Source organism: Azospirillum sp. Sh1, assembly GCF_008365135.1.
In the GTDB taxonomy this organism is placed as follows: Bacteria; Pseudomonadota; Alphaproteobacteria; order Azospirillales; family Azospirillaceae; genus Azospirillum; species Azospirillum oryzae.
Window position 1 is genome coordinate 1 of sequence record NZ_VTTK01000052.1, and the last position, 16,862, is coordinate 16,862.

General features: G+C 67.1%; 13 protein-coding genes. 6 read left to right on the forward strand and 7 right to left on the reverse strand.

From position 1 onward, the window contains the following. Positions 1-124: 124 nt before the first annotated feature. Positions 125-3,145, reverse strand: coding sequence for an EAL domain-containing protein (locus FZ029_RS30175; RefSeq protein ID WP_149273621.1), 3,021 nt, complete (start codon positions 3,143-3,145; stop codon positions 125-127). Between the two features lie 368 nt (positions 3,146-3,513). On the opposite strand from FZ029_RS30175, the gene FZ029_RS30180 reads away from it, so the two are divergent. Further along, positions 3,514-3,984 (forward strand): hypothetical protein, encoded by a 471-nt coding sequence (locus FZ029_RS30180; protein WP_149273623.1) that lies wholly within the window; start codon positions 3,514-3,516, stop codon positions 3,982-3,984. 136 nt (positions 3,985-4,120) lie between these two features. On the opposite strand, the gene FZ029_RS30185 is transcribed toward FZ029_RS30180, so the two are convergent. From FZ029_RS30185 to FZ029_RS30195, 3 genes are all read right to left on the reverse strand, one after another. After that, complete coding sequence (locus FZ029_RS30185) at positions 4,121-4,648, reverse strand: hypothetical protein (protein ID WP_247892573.1); 528 nt, start codon at positions 4,646-4,648, stop codon at positions 4,121-4,123. A gap of 146 nt (positions 4,649-4,794) precedes the next feature. Beyond that, a complete protein-coding gene (locus FZ029_RS30190; RefSeq protein ID WP_149273625.1) occupies positions 4,795-5,652 on the reverse strand; it encodes a pirin family protein in 858 nt (285 codons plus the stop codon). Positions 5,653-5,828: 176 nt separating this feature from the next. Beyond that, complete coding sequence (locus FZ029_RS30195; RefSeq protein ID WP_149273626.1) at positions 5,829-7,265, reverse strand: ammonium transporter; 1,437 nt, start codon at positions 7,263-7,265, stop codon at positions 5,829-5,831. 649 nt (positions 7,266-7,914) lie between these two features. Here FZ029_RS30195 and glgC point away from each other — a divergent pair. Together glgC and glgA are read left to right on the forward strand one after the other, a co-directional pair. Further along, the gene (gene glgC / locus FZ029_RS30200; RefSeq protein WP_149196844.1) at positions 7,915-9,186 is read left to right on the forward strand and encodes a glucose-1-phosphate adenylyltransferase; all 1,272 of its coding nucleotides are present in this window, start codon (positions 7,915-7,917) and stop codon (positions 9,184-9,186) included. Between the two features lie 185 nt (positions 9,187-9,371). Continuing rightward, positions 9,372-10,841: a glycogen synthase GlgA gene (gene glgA, locus FZ029_RS30205; RefSeq protein WP_149273628.1), complete on the forward strand. Its 1,470-nt coding sequence runs from the start codon at positions 9,372-9,374 to the stop codon at positions 10,839-10,841. A 109-nt stretch (positions 10,842-10,950) separates the two neighbouring features. Here the strand turns inward: glgA and FZ029_RS30210 are convergent, their stop codons facing one another. Beyond that, positions 10,951-11,691, reverse strand: coding sequence for a beta-ketoacyl-ACP reductase (locus FZ029_RS30210; RefSeq protein WP_149273630.1), 741 nt, complete (start codon positions 11,689-11,691; stop codon positions 10,951-10,953). A 410-nt stretch (positions 11,692-12,101) separates the two neighbouring features. Here FZ029_RS30210 and FZ029_RS30215 point away from each other — a divergent pair, with 410 nt between their 5' ends. From FZ029_RS30215 to FZ029_RS30225, 3 genes are all read left to right on the forward strand, one after another. Beyond that, a complete protein-coding gene (locus tag FZ029_RS30215; protein ID WP_149273632.1) occupies positions 12,102-12,662 on the forward strand; it encodes a helix-turn-helix transcriptional regulator in 561 nt (186 codons plus the stop codon). 145 nt (positions 12,663-12,807) lie between these two features. Next, positions 12,808-14,610 (forward strand): translation elongation factor 4, encoded by a 1,803-nt coding sequence (gene lepA / locus FZ029_RS30220; RefSeq protein ID WP_014246603.1) that lies wholly within the window; start codon positions 12,808-12,810, stop codon positions 14,608-14,610. Positions 14,611-14,768: 158 nt separating this feature from the next. Further along, the gene (locus FZ029_RS30225) at positions 14,769-15,395 is read left to right on the forward strand and encodes a PRC-barrel domain-containing protein (RefSeq protein ID WP_149273634.1); all 627 of its coding nucleotides are present in this window, start codon (positions 14,769-14,771) and stop codon (positions 15,393-15,395) included. A gap of 79 nt (positions 15,396-15,474) precedes the next feature. Here the strand turns inward: FZ029_RS30225 and FZ029_RS30230 are convergent, their stop codons facing one another. Beyond that, entirely contained in the window at positions 15,475-16,560 is a 1,086-nt protein-coding gene (locus FZ029_RS30230) for an asparaginase (RefSeq protein WP_149273636.1), read from the reverse strand. 51 nt (positions 16,561-16,611) lie between these two features. Continuing rightward, entirely contained in the window at positions 16,612-16,818 is a 207-nt protein-coding gene (locus FZ029_RS30235; protein WP_149273637.1) for a hypothetical protein, read from the reverse strand. Positions 16,819-16,862 lie beyond the last annotated feature (44 nt).

Genomic DNA, 16,862 nt, shown 5'->3' on the forward strand with positions numbered 1-16,862 from the left:
AACGACCGCCAGACCGCCAACTCAGCCTCAAACTGGCCGAGCCCTGAAAATCCCGGACAGCAGTGCGCCTTCGCGGGGATGACGCGACGCTCTTTTGATGCAAAGTCTTAACGCCTCCCCCAACTCATGACACCGGCGACGGCGGCCGGGTCGCCGCGGCGGAGGGTATGCCGACCACCACATCGTCGCGGGCGACCGGCAGCCTGGCACGCCGTTCCTCCCAGGCCGCCAGGAAGGCGTCGATGCGGTCGGCCGGCAGCGGACGGCTGACGAAATAGCCCTGGATCAGGTCGCAGCCCATCAGCGACAACGCCTCCCACTGGGCAAGCTCCTCCACCCCTTCGGCCACCACGCTGCGGCTCAGGTCGTGGGCGATGCGCGAGATGGACAACACCATGCTGCGCGCGTCGGGGCGGCGGTGGACGTCGTCGATGAAGGCCTTGTCCAGCTTCAGCGTGTTGATCGGCAGCGTGCGCAGATAGGTCAGCGACGAATAGCCGGTGCCGAAATCGTCCAGCGCGATGTGGACCCCGGCCTGCCGCAGCGCGTTCAGCTTGCCGATGGCGGCGTCGAGCGAGCCGATCATCTGCGACTCGGTGATCTCCAGCTCCAGCCGGTGCGGCGGCAATCCGGTGCGGGCCAGGATCTCCAGCACCCGCGGCACGAAATCATGCTGGGCCAGTTGGACCGCCGACATGTTGACACTCATCGTCACGTCGCCGGCCCCGCGGCAGCCCAGCCCGACCGCCTCGATGCAGGCGGTCTCCAGCACCCACAGCCCGAGCGGGACGATCAGGCCCGAATCCTCGCACACCGGAATGAAGCGGTCCGGCGATACCGGCCCCAGTTCCGAGTCGGTCCAGCGGACGAGCGCCTCGAAACCGCGGACCCGGCCGTCGGCAGTGGCGACCTGGGGCTGGTAATGCAGGGTGAAGGACTGGCGGTCGAAGGCCTGCCGGGCGCGGCTGAGCAGCTGCATGCGCTCCACCACGTTCAGGTTCATGTCGGCGGTGAAGGTGCAGACGCTTCCGCGCCCATTGTCCTTGGCCCGGTACATGGCGGTGTCGGCATTCTGCAGCAGATCGTCGAAACAGCGGCCGTCCCAGGGATAGCGGGCGATGCCGATGCTGCAGGAAACGTAGAAATTCTGCCCTTCGACCAGGAAGGGCGCGGCCAGCGCCTGCTCCATCCGCCGCGCCACCTCCACCGGAGCGCAGGCATCGCCGCCCTGGACGACCACCACGAACTCGTCGCCGCCCAGCCGCGCGATGAACAGCCCCTCGCCGGCTCCCTTGCCGATGCGCTGGCCCATCATCGCCAGCAGCTCGTCGCCCGCCTTGTGGCCGAACCCGTCATTGATGAACTTGAAATTGTCCATGTCGAGGAACAGCAGCGCCAGCGACCCGGCCTGGCCGCAAGCCCTGTTGTCGGCGATCAGCCGGTCGACATGCCGTTCCAGCAGCAGCCGGTTGGGCAGACCGGTCAGCGAATCATAATGGGCCAGATGGTCCAGCCGCGCCTGTTGCTGCTTCTGGGCGGTGATGTCGGTGTAGGAGCCGCCCATCATCGTCGGATGCCCCTGCTCGTCGAACAGGGCCTTGCCGGTGGCGTACAGCCACAGGTAACGGCCGTCGCGGTGGCGGACGCGGTATTCCACCCGGTATTCCGGCAGCTCGCCGGACAGGTGGCGGTACAGTTCCTCCTCCGCATGCGCGCGGTCGTCGGGGTGGACGCGGTCGAACCAGGCCGCCAGCGAATTGATGCTGAGGGAATCCACGCCCAGCAGTTCCTCCACCCGGCCGGACAGGACCCGGCGGTCCTTGATGATGTCCCAGGTCCAGATGATGTCGCGCGACGCCTCGGCCACCAGCCGCATCCACCGCTCGCGCTCGCGCAGCGCCTTCTTGCTGGCGATCAGCTCCTCCACCTTGGCCTGCAGCTGCCGGCGCGAGTCGCTGAGCGCATCGTTGCTCACCCGCAGCGCCGCCTCGGCGATCCGGCGTTCGCGCAGCGCGAAGGACAGCACCAGCACCATGCCGAACAGCAGCATCACCACGCCGCCGACCGTCACCACCAGCCAGCGGTAGGTCTCCATGAAGGAGAAGGGCTTGTTGATCAGCCGGTCGAGCAGCCCGAACCGCGTGACGTCGATGCCGTACCGCTCCGCCTGCCGGTAATCCACCGCGCGGACGACCGAGCGGCGCCTCTCGACCGGCAGCTCGGCCACCGGCATGCCGTTGAGGAGCTTCGCCGCCAGCGCGCCCACCGCACGGGCATGCTCATAGGCGCTCTTCAGGCTGCCGCCCACGATCCCATGGCCGAGCAGATAGTTCTCCAGCCCATAGATCGGGGCGCTGCTCGCCTTGCTCATCAGCGCCAGATACTGCTGCGGCGGCAGGACGGCCCCTTTGGCGTCGGTGGCGTAATTGCCCAGCAGAACGGCGCTGTCCGGCGGCAGCGACGACAGGGTCTCCTGCAGCCGGGCGAAGGGCATGTTTTCCAGGATCTGCATATCCCGCACGGCCGGAATAATGCCGGCCGCCCTGGCCTCCCGGATTTCGTCGTCCAGCACGGTGCCCGACTCGGTGCCGTCGCGAACGACGAACAGATGCCGCAGGGTCGGATTGGCCGCCAGCGCCATGTCGATGGTGCCGGCCACGTCCGTGGCCTCCACCACGCCGGTGACCGCCGGCTCTCCCGCCGTCATCGCACGCGCCACGTCGGCCTGCACCCCGCCATACACCAACGGAATCGGACCGTAGACCTCCCGGCGCAGCCTGAGCCCAAGCTGCAGGGCGGCATCGTCGGTGGTGACGACGACATCGACCTGTCCGCGCGGATGGCGATGGGCGATCAGCGCCTGCAGCCGGTCCAACCCGCTCTGATCCGGAAAGCGCTTCCAGTCCAGATGGTAGCTGATCGCCGCCGCGTCGGGCGCCGACGCGGCAAGCATCTCCGCGATGCCGACAGCCTGTTGGTCGGTCCACTCGTAGCCCTGGTGGTAGGAATGCAGGATCAGCACCGTCCGGTTCGGCGCCGTCGCCCGCCCGTCGGCGGACGGTGCCAGCGCCGCCAGCAGAAGCCCCAGCAGCAGGACACAGCCGTGCATCCACCTGATGGGACCTGTCGCAGGCCAACTGGTCATGGAGCACCCTTCGGTCGCCGATCCGGCCGGACTCTTCGAACTCCGCAAGGTGATCGAAGGGTTCCGATCCTTCCGCTTTGAAGGATAAGCAGGCAAGGCACCTCGGCGCTACAGACTTCTTATAGGGGATCTTCCAATCTTATTGGTTAATTTCCATAGAAGATTGGAATTTTCCCAAGCCACACCCGCAGGGGTCGTGCTTGTTTATTTGCAAGCGCGCCCGTTTTTTGCAGTGCGAATAGAAGAAGCGGAACCCATGCCTTGTTCGTAATCTACGCGCGCTCCGGCGGATTGTTGCGGAACGGACGACACAATCCGGCTGTTGTTCCGGCTGCACCCTGCCCCTGCCCCAATCCGGAACCCCGCTCGTGTCCACTGCCCCGCCCACTGCAAAGCCCCTGTCCTACGCGCCGTCGGTCGAAAATCCCGGTTCCGAAAAGGCCCGGATCTTCGGGGAACTGGCGGAGAGCTATCCGGCGATCCTGCGGCTGTCGACGACGCCGGGCGACGTCCTGCCGGACAGCGTGTCGACCCCGCGCGGTCTGGCGGTGAAGGTGCTGGGCGTGTCCGGCCACCGGATGCCGGGATCGGAGGACGAGGCCACGCAGGATTTCGTCATGGCCAACGCCCCCGTCTTCTCGGCCCCCGACGCCAGGCAGTTCCTGAAGACGCTGAAACTGCTGGCCGCCACCACCGACCGGGCGGAAACGGCGAAGAAGGTGCTGTCGGCCGGCCTGCGCGCCCGCCGCCTCGCCGACGACCGCTCCGCCGAATTCCGCATGGAACGCAACGGCTGCCCGATGCATGAACCGGCGGCGGGCTACCGGCTGCCGGGGTAAGGCCGCACTCTCTCAGAGTTGGACCTCGTCGCGCACGTCTCTCAGCCGTCATTCCCGCGAAGGCGGGAATCCAGACCTTTCAAAGGCTTAAATACGGAGTAGCCTAGATCCCCGCCTTCGCGGGGATGACGGCCAATCACTGCAGGCTGCGCTGCATCTCCTCGAAGGTGCGGGAGAAGCCGTTCAGCGGGAAGTCGATGTCGCGCTTGCCGATGCGGGGGGAGCTGACGCGGACCAGGATGGACGAGCCGTTGCGGAACTGGTCGGCGACGCGGCCGGACACGAAGTTCGGGAACATGCACATGTTCAGCGTCGCCACATGCGATTCGATGCGCGGCTGGCGGTCGACGCGGATGGCACAGCGGTCGATCAGGCCCTGGCTGGTGGTCAGGAACAGGTGGAAGTCATTGCCGGTCGGAATGATGCTGAGCGCGATGAAGCCGACATCCTTCCCGTCGTCGAACAGGCGGTAGATCATCAGCCGGCAGGTCTTGCTGTCGGTCATCCGGTCGATGTCGCACTGGTTGGTCCAGGCGCCCTCGGGCCCGAAATCGGCGGCGGCCTTGGAGAAGTCCACGGCGGCGGCCGGCTTGGCGGAGAAAAGTCCCCCGGCAAGCGTCAGAGCCAGCAGTGCCGCAGCCGCAGCCGCCCTGAAGCCACCCATCAGACCCTTTGCTCGCATCGCCCCGGCTCCCTACCATCGTTCGTGTTAACATGGATGCGCCATGATAACCGGGGATGGCGGGGGTGCAAGGCACGAGATGCCGCGCGTCGGGCCATGAACGGGGCCCGACGCGCGGCTGTGGACGATCAGATGCGCCCTTCCTCGAAGTCGCGGAAGGCCTGCATCACTTCTTCCCGCGTGTTCATGACGAAGGGTCCGCCCCAGGCGATGGGCTCGCCGATCGGCTCGCCGGCCAGCAGCAGGAAGCGGGCGCCCTCCGGCCCGGCGACCGCCTCCACCCGTTCGCCGTCACCCAGCACGATCACCCGCGGTCCCGACAAGGATCCCTCCCCGCTCACATCCAGCGTGCCTTCGAACAGCACCAGGAAGGCGGTGTGGCCGGCCGGCAGCGGCTCGGCGAAGGACACCGACGGCGGCAGCGTCACGTCGAAATAGCGGGCGTCGGTCGCCTCGGCCCGCACCGGGCCGGCCGTGCCGCGGGCGGTGTCGCCGGCGATGACGGTGACGGTCGCTCCATCCTCGCGCTTTTCCACCGGGATGGCGGCGGCCGGGAACTCCTGATAGCGCGGCTCGGTCATCTTCAGCCGGGCCGGCAGGTTGATCCACAGCTGGAATCCGCGCATCAAGCCTTCGGTCTGCTCCGGCATCTCCGAATGGATCAGGCCGCGGCCGGCGGTCATCCACTGCACGCCGCCGGTCTCGATCACGCCCTCATTCCCGTGGTTGTCGGCATGGCGCATGCGGCCGGCCAGCATGTAGGTCACCGTCTCGAACCCGCGGTGGGGATGGTCGGGGAAGCCCGCCAGATAGTCGGTGGGCTGGTCCGACCCGAACAGGTCCAGCATCAGGAAGGGGTCGAGCGTGCGCAGGCGCGGCGTGCCCAGCATGCGGGTCATGCTGACCCCGGCCCCGTCGGAGGTGGCCATGCCCTCCACGGCGGCGAGCACCGGACGGACACCGGGGGTGGCGGGCTGGATGGACATGGCGGCAACTCCTGAAAAAGCACAATGACGTTGCACCAGAGGTAGTCCGCCCCGGCCCCGCCGTGAAGCCGGCCCGCCCGCGCCACAGCGTTTCCGCCCGTGCAACAATCCAAACGAAAAAGGCCGCCGGAGAACCGGCGGCCTTCTCGAAGAGACCCGTGGGAAAGGGATTTGTCTTAGTGGATGCTCTCGCCGTGCAGGGCGAGGTCGAGACCGTCGCGCTCCACATCCTCCTCGACGCGCAGGCCCATCACCACGTCGACGACCTTCAGCAGGACGAAGGTGGCGACGGCGCACCACACCATGGTGTAGAGCACGCCCTGGACCTGGATCCACACGGCGGCTGCGTTGCCTTCCAGCAGGCCCAGCGTGGCGTTGGGGTCGGCCTGCAGGACGGAGGCGAAGCCGCCTTCGCTGTTGGACACCGACATCTTGGCGAACACGCCGGTCAGGATGGCGCCGACCAGACCGCCGACACCGTGCACGCCGAAGGCGTCCAGGCTGTCGTCATAGCCCAGCATGTGCTTCAGGCTGGTGGCCGACCAGAAGCAGACCACGCCGGCGATGATGCCGATGATGATGGCGCCCGTCGGGTCGACGAAGCCGGCGGCCGGGGTCACGGCGACCAGACCGGCGACGGCGCCGGAGATGATGCCGAGGATCGACGGCTTGCCCTTGACGATCCACTCCGCGAACAGCCAGCCCATGGCGGCGCCGGCGGTGGCGATGTGCGTGGCGGCCAGCGCCATGCCGGCGCGCGGACCGGCGGTCAGCGCCGAACCGGCGTTGAAGCCGAACCAGCCGACCCACAGCAGCGAGGCGCCGATCAGCGACAGCACCAGGTTGTGCGGCATGAAGGCTTCCTTCGGGTAGCCCTTGCGCTTGCCGATCACCAGCGCGGCGACCAGACCGGCGACGCCCGCGTTGATGTGCACGACCGTGCCGCCGGCGAAGTCCAGCACGCCCAGGCCGAACAGGAAGCCCGACGGATACCAGACCCAGTGGGCGATCGGCGCATAGACCACGATCGACCACAGGGCGGTGAAGACCAGCAGCGAGGAGAACTTCATGCGGTCGGCGAAGGCGCCGGTGATCAGGGCCGGGGTGATGATCGCGAAGGTCATCTGGAACATCATGAAGACCGGCTCGGGGATCGTCGTCGCGACGCCCGAACCCGTCGCCTCGCCCAGCACGAAGGCCTTCGAGAAGTCGAGCCCGTTCAGGAACAGCCGGTCGAGACCGCCGACATAGGCGCCGGTGCCGGTGAAGGCCAGGCTGTAGCCGATCACGTACCACAGGACACTGACGAGGCAGGTGATGGCGAAGCTCTGCATCACCGTCGCCAGCACGTTCATCTTGCGGACCATGCCGCCGTAGAACAGCGCCAGGCCGGGGATGGTCATCATCAGCACCAGCGCCGTGGAGACCAGCATCCAGGCGGTGTCGCCGCCATTCAGCGCCGGAGCCGCCGGCGCGGCAGCAGCAGCGGCAGCAGCCGTAGCCGCGGCAGCGGCGGCAGCCGCCGGATCCTGGGCAAGGGCTGCGGCCGGCATGCCGACCGCGCCCAGAGCAACCGCCATCATCGGTGCGGCCAGAAGGAACAGACGGTTCATCGAGGCTCCTCTTTCTCCAAAATCGCTCCCACCCCTGGACGGCCGGCGCGGCACCGGAGGTGTTCCGCGCACAGGGCACCGCACTGGGGCGACCCCGTCCCGGTCGCCCCGTCCCCGGCAAAGACGGGGCGGCGGACGGGACCAAGGACGCCTCCAGCGTTACAAGAAGCGTGCCAGTCGAAAACGGCTTGGAATCGTCAGGGTTGTCCCAGGACCGGGCCCCCGAACGGGCAGCCCCGTACGAGTCGCACCCGCTGTCTGCACAGAAAACAGGCAGGTTCCGGAGGCGGTATTCTCCCGCAATTTTCGGGCTTTCGAGCGATTGACAGGGCCGGACACCGTGATGCGCCCCGGCATTCTGGCTGTCATTCCGGCAGATGATGAAAATTTGGGCAGAGTTTGGCCTGCGCAGCGGTCACTGGCGCGGCATCGGGCGGCCCCTACCCCTTCCATCCAGTCCATTCGGCTTGCCCCGGATTCTCCACCGCTTTCCTCCTAGGACCGCGGGTTGAAGATCCGGCGGGTAAGCCGAGGCGAACCCGACGCCGGGCCTATTGGACATGGCGGCGAGATGTGGCACCGTCAACGCCTCCAATTGGATTGGCCGCTCAACCGCGGCCTCAAGAATAAGGCAAAGGGGGTAACGGCCATGCTCGACAAACGCGATCTGCGCCTCGCACCGCGACGTGCGGTGGCGCTGGTGCTGGCCGGGGGACGCGGAAGCCGTCTGAAGCAGCTGACCGACCGCCGGGCCAAGCCGGCGACATATTTCGGCGGCAAGTACCGCATCATCGACTTCGCGCTGTCCAACTGCGTCAATTCCGGATTCCGCCGCATCGGCGTGCTGACGCAATACAAGTCGCACAGCCTTCTGCGCCATCTCCAGCGCGGCTGGAACGTCTTCCGCGGCGAGATGAACGAGTTCTGCGACCTGCTGCCGGCCCAGCAGCGCATCAGCGAGACGGAATGGTACCAGGGCACCGCCGACGCCGTATTCCAGAACCTGGACATCCTGCGCGATCACGAGCCGGAATATGTCCTGATCCTGGCCGGCGACCACATCTACAAGATGGATTACGGCGCGCTGCTGCTCGACCACATCGACCGCAAGGCCGACGTCACCGTTCCCTGCATCGCCGTTCCGCGCGAACAGGCGAGCGGCTTCGGCGTGATGCACATCGACGACGAGCGCCGCATCATCGACTTCGTGGAAAAGCCGGCCGATCCGCCGCCGATGCCGGGCCGCCCCGATCTGGCGCTGGCCAGCATGGGCATCTACGTCTTCAATGCCCAGTTCCTCTACGACCAGCTGGAGCGCGACGTCGTCACCCCCGGTTCCAGCCGCGATTTCGGCAAGGACATCATCCCGCATCTGGTGAAGAGCGGCGCCAGGATCATCGCCCACGATTACGCCGACAGCGCCATCATCGACGCGCCCGACAACGCCCCCTACTGGCGCGACGTCGGCACCATCGACGCCTATTGGGAAGCCAACCTGGACCTCTGCCACGTCACGCCGCAGCTGAACCTGTACAACCGCGACTGGCCGATCTTCACCTATCAGGAACAGCTGCCGCCGGCGAAGTTCGTCTTCGACGACGAGAACCGCCGCGGCATGGCGGTGGACAGCCTGGTGTCGGGCGGCTGCATCATCTCCGGTTCCACAGTGCGGCGGTCGCTGCTGTTCAGTTCGGTCCGCGTCAACTCCTACAGCGAGTTGCACGAGGCGGTGGTCCTGCCGGAATGCGACATCGGCCGCCATTGCCGCCTGAAGAAGGTGGTGATCGACCGCGGCGTCAGCATCCCCAACGGCCTCGTCGTCGGCGAGGATGCGGAGCTGGACGCCAAGCGCTTCCACCGCAGCGAGGGCGGCGTCGTCCTGATCACCCGCGAGATGATCGAGAAGCTGCCGAAGGAGTAGCAACCTCCTCCCCCTCCGACCGAAGCCGACCACTCACCCCCACGGCCGTCATTCCCGCGCAGGCGGGAATCCAGCGCCCCCGAAGCCGATCTTCGGAACAGCCTGGATCCCCTTCTCCCGCGGGGATGACGGCCGGGTGAGCGGCAGGCCCGCCTTCCCCCGCCTTTCATCCGAGTGCCTTCCCGATGCGCGTCCTCTACGTCACGTCCGAATGCTACCCGATGGTCAAGACGGGGGGGCTGGCGGACGTGTCCGCCGCCCTGCCGCCGGCCCTGAACGCCGCCGGCGCCGATGTCCGCCTGCTGCTGCCGGGATATCCCGCCGTTCTCAACAGCCTGCAGAACCTGCACGAGGTCGGCGACCTCATCACCGACCTGCCCGGTTGCGACCGCGCCCAGCTGTGCATCGGCCGCACCGCCGACGGCGTTCTCGCCTATGCGCTGAACGCGCCGTCGCTGTACGACCGGCCCGGCAACCCCTATCTCGGGCCGGACGGCAAGGATTGGGCAGACAACGCCCTGCGTTTCGCCGCGCTCGCCTGGGTCGCCGCCGGTTTCGCGGCGGAGGACTCCTACGATCCCTGGTGGCGGCCCGACATCCTGCACGGCCACGACTGGCAGGCCGGGCTGATCCCCGCCTATCTGGCCCTGCGCCCCGACCGCTTCGCCGGCCCCTTCCGGCCGGGCACCGTGCTGACCATCCACAACATCGCCTACCAGGGCATCTTCGGCCCCTGGATGATGGGCGACATCGGCCTGCCCTCCTCCAGCTTCCGCATCGACGGCGTCGAGTATTACGGCAACATCAGTTTCCTGAAGGCCGGTTGCTTCTACGCCGACCGCCTGACCACGGTCAGCCCGACCTACGCCAACGAGATTCAGACCGCCGAGCATGGCACCGGCTTGCAGGGCCTGCTCGCCACCCGGTCCGACGTGCTGACCGGCATCCTGAACGGCGTCGATTACGCGGTGTGGGACCCGGCGACCGACCCACATCTGCCCGCCCGCTACACCCCCGACGACCTTGGCGGCAAGGACGCCTGCAAGGCCGACCTGCAATCCGCCTTCGGCCTTGACCGCCGCCCCGACGCGCCCTTGGCCGCCGTGGTCAGCCGCCTGACCTGGCACAAGGGCCTGGACCTCGTGCTGGAGGCCGCCGGCCAATGGGTGTCCTGGGGCGGCCAGCTGGTGGTTCTCGGCAGCGGCGACGCCTCCAGCGAAGCCGGTTTCCGCCAGCTTGCCCAACGGCACCCGCAATCGGTCGGCGTCCGCGTCGGCTATGACGAGCCGCTGTCCCACCGCATCCAGGCCGGTTCCGACCTGTTCCTGGTGCCGTCCCGCTCCGAGCCCTGCGGCCTGACCCAACTCTACGCCCTGAAATACGGCACCCTGCCGCTGGTCCGCCGCACCGGCGGCCTCGCCGACACGGTGATCGACGCCAACCCGGCAGCCAGCGCCGACGGCAGCGCGACGGGGTTCCAGTTCGTCAACGCGACCGGCCAGGAACTGGTGTGGGCGCTGCGCCGGGCGCTGACCGTCTACCGCAAGCCGGAGCGCTGGCACGCAATGCAGCGCCGCGCCATGACCAGGGACTTCGGCTGGCATGGCCCGGCGGAGGAGTATATGGAGCTGTATCGGGGCGTCGCCGGGGGTTAAAGGGCCGGTCGCCCGCCTCTCCGGCCATGTCCCGGCGCTGGAGAAGCGGGCGTCCTTTGCTCCGACCGACCGCGCGGCGACTTATTGGCCGCGACTTATTGGCCGCGACTTATTGATAGTGCAGGCCGCCGTTGATGTTCAGCGTCGTGCCGGTGATGTAGCCCGCGATATCGGACGCGAGGTACGACACCGCGCCGCCGATCTCCTCCGGCTTGCCCAGACGCTTCATCGGAACGGTGTCGATGATGCCCTGGCGGATGTCGTCGCGGATCGCCATGACCATCTCGGTGCCGATGTAGCCCGGCGCGATCGCATTCACGGTGACGCCCTTGGTCGCCAGTTCGGCGGCCAGCGCCTTGGTGAAGCCGATGACGCCCGCCTTGGCGGCCGAATAGTTGGTCTGGCCGGCCTGACCCTTCACGCCGTTGACCGACGAGATGTTGATGATGCGGCCCCAGCCGCGCTCAGCCATCTTGGCCGAGACCTGATGCGTGACGTTGAACAGGCTGCTGAGGTTGGTGGAGATCACCGCGTCCCACTGCGCCTTTTCCATCTTGGGGAAGAACTTGTCGCGGGTGATGCCGGCGTTGTTCACCAGGACGTCGACGGGGCCCAGATCGGCCTCGATCCGCGCCACCATGGCCTTGCAGCTCTCGAAATCGGAGACGTCGCCTTCGACCATGTAGAACTTGAAGCCGGCCGCTTCCTGCTCGCCGAGCCACGCCGCCGCCGGCTCGTAGTTGGGCAGGCAATTGGCGGCCACGAGGTAGCCGTCCTTGGCGAGCGCCCGGCAGATGGCGGTGCCGAGGCCGCCCATGGCACCGGTAACAAGCGCGATCTTCTGAGACATCCCTATTTCTCCAATCTTATTGGGTCAATTGTTCCGGGCAAGCGCCAGAGGCTGTGCGTAATGTAAAGGGCTTGGTCGCCTCCGAATCCCGTCGGTGGCTGCTGTACCGATGGGGCGGATCTCGTTCCACCCACGCGGTCATATTGCATATGCGAAAAGCTCGACTTTCGCTAGGCAGAAAGGCGAATCGCGTCAGCGTCCGATCGCCTTGCGCGAAAGTGTCTCAGAAGATCGGGCGCCATTGTTATCGCAAGCGCTGCGGTTACCGCTGATTCAGCATCCGCGTCGAATGGAAATCCTGCCCGCTCGCTTTCGTCCCACTTGAACCTTCGGCATTGACGGGGAGCTGTCGTGGCGGAAGGCCTGGGGCGGCAGTACGGTAACGCTCCCGCATCCGTTGGAGCGCCACCATGCCCATCCGTATCAATCGCGCCCGTCTGAAATCAGAACGCCATGATCGGGGTTGGTCACAGGATCACTTGGCAGAGGCCAGCGGGGTAAGCGTTCGCACGGTCCAACGGCTGGAAAAGGGCGAAGGGGCAGCATCCGCCACCGTCATGGCGGTGGCTGCCGCCATGACCTTGCCGATGTCAGCACTCGTCACCCCAGCCGGCCCGGCCCGCCGCGTTACTCCGCTTACCATTCTGCCCGACATCGGCCCAGCCCTTGCCCGCTATCGCGACCTCGGTTTCCTTCCCGTGGAAACGGGTGACCCCGGCTGCATGGGGCTGCGGGCGGGAAATTCCCACATCATTCTCTGTACGCGCGCGTTCATGACCAGCGGCTTTCAAACTGGCAGTATCGAGCCGCTGGTGGGGCGAACGATCCCGTATGTTTGGGTCGAATCGGTTGACGCGGCGGCCGGCGCCTACGCTCGCGTTATCGAAACAGTCGTAACGAGCGCCGGCACTCGCGAAGCCCTGGTCGAGGATGAGGGACAATGGGCGATCCTGGCCGAAGTCATGCCCTGAGCATCAGTCGCGCAAAGACACCGTGGCCAGCTCGCGCACTCCGCGCGCGGATCCGACCCTGCCAGGGCGGCCCGCGCACACCATCATTGCGCCCATCCCCCGTCCGCCCTATGTTCCCGGCAAACTCTCGCTTGTTTGGGCCCCGATGACTGACCTTTCGCACATCCGCAATTTCTCGATCATCGCCCACATCGACCATGGCAAGTCGACCCTTGCCGACCGGTTGATCCAGCAGTGCGGCGGCCTCGACGCGCGTGAAATGCGCGAACAGGTGCTCGACAGCATGGACATCGAGCGCGAGCGCGGCATCACCATCAAGGCCCAGACCGTCCGCCTGCTCTACAAGGCCGAGGACGGCAAGCAGTACACGCTGAACCTGATGGACACCCCCGGCCACGTCGACTTCGCCTATGAGGTCAGCCGGTCCTTGGCCGCCTGCGAGGGCTCGATCCTGGTGGTCGATGCCTCCCAGGGTGTGGAGGCGCAGACGCTCGCCAACGTCTATCAGGCGATCGACAACAACCACGAGATCATCCCGGTCCTCAACAAGATCGACCTGCCCGCCGCCGAGCCGGAGCGCATCAAGCAGCAGATCGAGGACGTGATCGGGCTGGACGCCTCCGACGCGGTGGAGATCTCGGCCAAGTCCGGCCTCAACATCGGCGCGGTGCTGGAGGCGGTGGTCAAGCGGCTGCCGCCGCCCAAGGGCGATGCCGATGCGCCGCTGAAGGCCCTGCTGGTCGACAGCTGGTACGACCCCTATCTGGGCGTCGTCATTCTGGTCCGCATCGTCGACGGCGTGCTGAAGGTCGGGCAGAAGGTGCGCTTCATGGCCGCCGGCTCCGCCCACGACGTGGACCGCGTCGGCGTCTTCACGCCGAAGGCCCTGCTGACCGGCGAACTGCGGCCGGGCGAGATGGGCTTCATCACCGCCGCGATCAAGGACATCACCCAGACCAAGGTCGGCGACACCATCACCGACGAGCGCAAGCCGGCGACCGAGGCTCTGGCCGGCTTCAAGCCGTCCATCCCCGTGGTGTGGTGCGGCCTGTTCCCGGTCGACGCCGCCGATTTCGAGCGGCTGCGTGATTCCTTGGGCAAGCTGAAGCTGAACGACGCCAGCTTCCATTACGAGGCGGAGACGTCGGCGGCGCTGGGCTTCGGCTTCCGCTGCGGCTTCCTCGGCCTCTTGCATCTGGAGATCATCCAGGAGCGGCTGGAGCGCGAGTTCAACCTCGACCTCATCACCACCGCGCCGTCGGTGGTCTACAAGCTGACGATGACCGACGGGACGGTGCGGGACCTGCACAACCCGGCCGACATGCCCGATGTGATGCGGATCGACCACATCGACGAGCCGTGGATCAAGGCCACCATCATGCTGCCCGACGAGTATCTCGGCGGCGTCCTGCAGCTTTGCACCGAGCGGCGCGGCCAGCAGATCGAGCTGACCTATGCCGGCGCCCGCGCCATGCTGGTCTACCGCCTGCCGCTGAACGAGGTGGTGTTCGACTTCTACGACCGGCTGAAGTCGATCAGCCGCGGCTATGCCAGCTTCGACTACCAGATGGACAGCTATGAGGAAGGCGACCTCGTGAAGCTGTCGATTCTCGTGAATGCCGAGCCGGTGGACGCCCTGTCGATGATCGTCCACCGCAGCCAGTCCGAACGCCGCGGCCGCCAGCTGTGCGAACGGCTGAAGGAGCTGATCCCGCGCCAGCTGTTCAAGATCGCCGTCCAGGCCGCCATCGGCGGCAAGATCATCGCCCGCGAGAGCATCAGCGCCATGCGCAAGGACGTGACCGCCAAGTGCTACGGCGGCGACATCAGCCGCAAGCGCAAGCTGCTGGACAAGCAGAAGGAAGGCAAGAAGCGCATGCGCCAGTTCGGGCAGGTCGAAATCCCGCAGAGCGCCTTCATCGCCGCGCTCAAGATGGGCGACGAGTAAGGATACGGAAAGGCGGACTTCGGTCCGCCTTTTTTGTGCAGCCCGACAATTCCGTACAACCTGCGCAACAAACCGGCCGCTCGGGTGTCATCACGCGTGAGGACGGTGCCGCCCGCGCGCGGCGCCTCCCCTGTTGTGGTTCAATCCGGGAGGATGACATGCGCAAGTTTCTCGCCGCCGCGGTTCCGGCCCTGATGCTGATGGCCGTCGCCGCGCCGGGCCATGCCCAGACCAGCGGCTCCGCCAGGGCCAACGCGGTTGCCAACGGCACGATGGACAGCGGCGCCCGCGATGTCCAGGCCAGCCGGGACATGATCGGCAAGCGGGTGGTCCACCGCCATGGCGGGCCGGTCGCCGGCACCGTCCAGAATGTCACCACCGACGCCGAGGGCCAGACGATGGTCGAGTTGAGGCTCGCCAAGTCCGGCCAGACCGTCATGCTGCCGCCGGCCTCCTTCGAACGGCGGGGCAAGCAGATCATCGTCATGCAGGACGCCAGCGAGCTGCAGCAGCTCGCCCAGTACAGCAGCCAGGCCAACACCGGCTACGGCAGCTCGACGGGCGGAAACATGGGCGGCCAGATGGGCGGTTCCATGGGCGGTATGGGATCCGGGGCCATGAACCGCAGGTCGATGGACAACGATTCGATGAATCAGGGGGCCATGAACCGCGGCTCCATGAATCAGGGGTCCATGGATCAGGGCTCGATGAATCAGGGCACCATGGGCAACGGTACGATGAACCGCAGCACCATGTCGCCGAACCGGCCCGGTATGGGCCAGTAAGTGGACCGGTAGGCCACTGCCGGAGGCGGACGGCCGAAACCGCCCCGCCTCCGCACAGGCGATCCCCCCACAGTCCCTATCAGTCGATCACAGTCAGCTCGCCCGCCTGCGGCACCGGCATCGCCGCCTTGATCGCCTCGGCGTCCAGACCGCCGGCCAGCAGGCAGACCAGCTTGGCGTAGCTGGCCTCCGGCGTCATGTCATAGGCGCCGATCGCCCCCACGGCTCCCAGTCCCGTCGCATAGGCGCCGGGCAGCACCGCGCCGCGCTGCACCTGGGTGTTGTCCATCAGCACGACCCCGGCCTTCACCGCCGCCGACAGGGCGCCGAGGAAGTCCGGATCGGTCGGGCCGTTGCCCTCGCCGAAGGCCAGCAGCACCGCCCCCTTCGCCGCCGGGCTGGTGCCGTTCAGCATCGCCGACACCGTACTCGCCCGAATGCCGGGATAGAGCCACAGCATGACGACGGAGAACTCCGCCAATGCCGCCGGCAGGGCGTCCAGCGCCGCCAGCCGCTTGGCCCGGTTCCCCGGCTCCGCCAGCGAGACCGCCGCGTCCGGCATCGGCAGCCAATAGGGCTCGTTGCGGGCGACGACGCTGCCGACATTGGCGAGCGGCGGGAAGTTCGGCGAATCGAAGCCGGCGAAGCGGTTGGCGTCGACCTTGGACGAGCGGTTGCCGCGCAGCAGCCTGGTGTCGAAATAGACGCAGACCTCCGGCACCGGCAGGGTCCCCGCCACCACGATGGCACCGACCAGATTGGCCGGCGCGTCGCTCAGCGTGAAGGACAGCGGCACCTGCGATCCGCTGAACACCACCGGCTTCGACAGGCCGGGCAGCAGGAAGGACAGGGCCGACGCGCTGTACGCCATGCTGTCGGTGCCGTGCAACACGACGAAACCGTCATACTGGTCATAGACCGACAACAGCCGCCGGGCGATGGCGACCCAATCCGCCGGCGTCATGTTGGAGCTGTCGAGCGTGCGGTCGAACCAGTCCATGGTCCAGCTCAGGTCCGGGTAGTCCCGCACCCGATGGTCCGACAGGCCGGGCACCGCCAGGGCCAGCTTCTCGAATTCTGCACCCGGCACCGGGGCCAGCGCCCCGTCGGGATTGGTCACGCACCCGATGGTGCCCCCGGTATACAGCACATAGACCCGCGACATCGCCCGTTCCTCCCGGCTTTCTTATCGGCGGCAGGATAGGCTGGCGCCCGCCTATTTCTCAAGCCACAGGCGGTCACGCACCGACGCCTGCGCCTGCTCCGCCATCAGGGGACGGCCGAAGCCCGGAAGCGCGGCCGGCACCGGGTTGTAGGCGAGGCGGAAGCGCCGCGGCTCCGGCACCGACGGCGCGGGCATGACAGGCAACTCCATCCGGGCGGCCCCGAGAACCGCACCGGTCCAGGCGGCGAACAGCGACATGATCGGACACTCCAAAGGGATCGGAGACCGACAATGGGACGGAC

What these genes read in the sequence shown, in the direction of transcription:
- FZ029_RS30235 (WP_149273637.1), bottom strand. Translation starts at nt 16,818, where the DNA reads ATGTCGCTGTTCGCCGCCTGGACCGGTGCGGTTCTCGGGGCCGCCCGG.
- FZ029_RS30210 (WP_149273630.1), bottom strand. Translation starts at nt 11,691, where the DNA reads ATGTCTCAGAAGATCGCGCTTGTTACCGGTGCCATGGGCGGCCTCGGC.
- FZ029_RS30185 (WP_247892573.1), bottom strand. Translation starts at nt 4,648, where the DNA reads ATGGGTGGCTTCAGGGCGGCTGCGGCTGCGGCACTGCTGGCTCTGACG.
- FZ029_RS30225 (WP_149273634.1), top strand. Translation starts at nt 14,769, where the DNA reads ATGCGCAAGTTTCTCGCCGCCGCGGTTCCGGCCCTGATGCTGATGGCC.
- FZ029_RS30215 (WP_149273632.1), top strand. Translation starts at nt 12,102, where the DNA reads ATGCCCATCCGTATCAATCGCGCCCGTCTGAAATCAGAACGCCATGAT.
- FZ029_RS30190 (WP_149273625.1), bottom strand. Translation starts at nt 5,652, where the DNA reads ATGTCCATCCAGCCCGCCACCCCCGGTGTCCGTCCGGTGCTCGCCGCC.
- FZ029_RS30230 (WP_149273636.1), bottom strand. Translation starts at nt 16,560, where the DNA reads ATGTCGCGGGTCTATGTGCTGTATACCGGGGGCACCATCGGGTGCGTG.
- FZ029_RS30195 (WP_149273626.1), bottom strand. Translation starts at nt 7,265, where the DNA reads ATGAACCGTCTGTTCCTTCTGGCCGCACCGATGATGGCGGTTGCTCTG.
- lepA (WP_014246603.1), top strand. Translation starts at nt 12,808, where the DNA reads ATGACTGACCTTTCGCACATCCGCAATTTCTCGATCATCGCCCACATC.
- glgC (WP_149196844.1), top strand. Translation starts at nt 7,915, where the DNA reads ATGCTCGACAAACGCGATCTGCGCCTCGCACCGCGACGTGCGGTGGCG.
- FZ029_RS30175 (WP_149273621.1), bottom strand. Translation starts at nt 3,145, where the DNA reads ATGACCAGTTGGCCTGCGACAGGTCCCATCAGGTGGATGCACGGCTGT.
- glgA (WP_149273628.1), top strand. Translation starts at nt 9,372, where the DNA reads ATGCGCGTCCTCTACGTCACGTCCGAATGCTACCCGATGGTCAAGACG.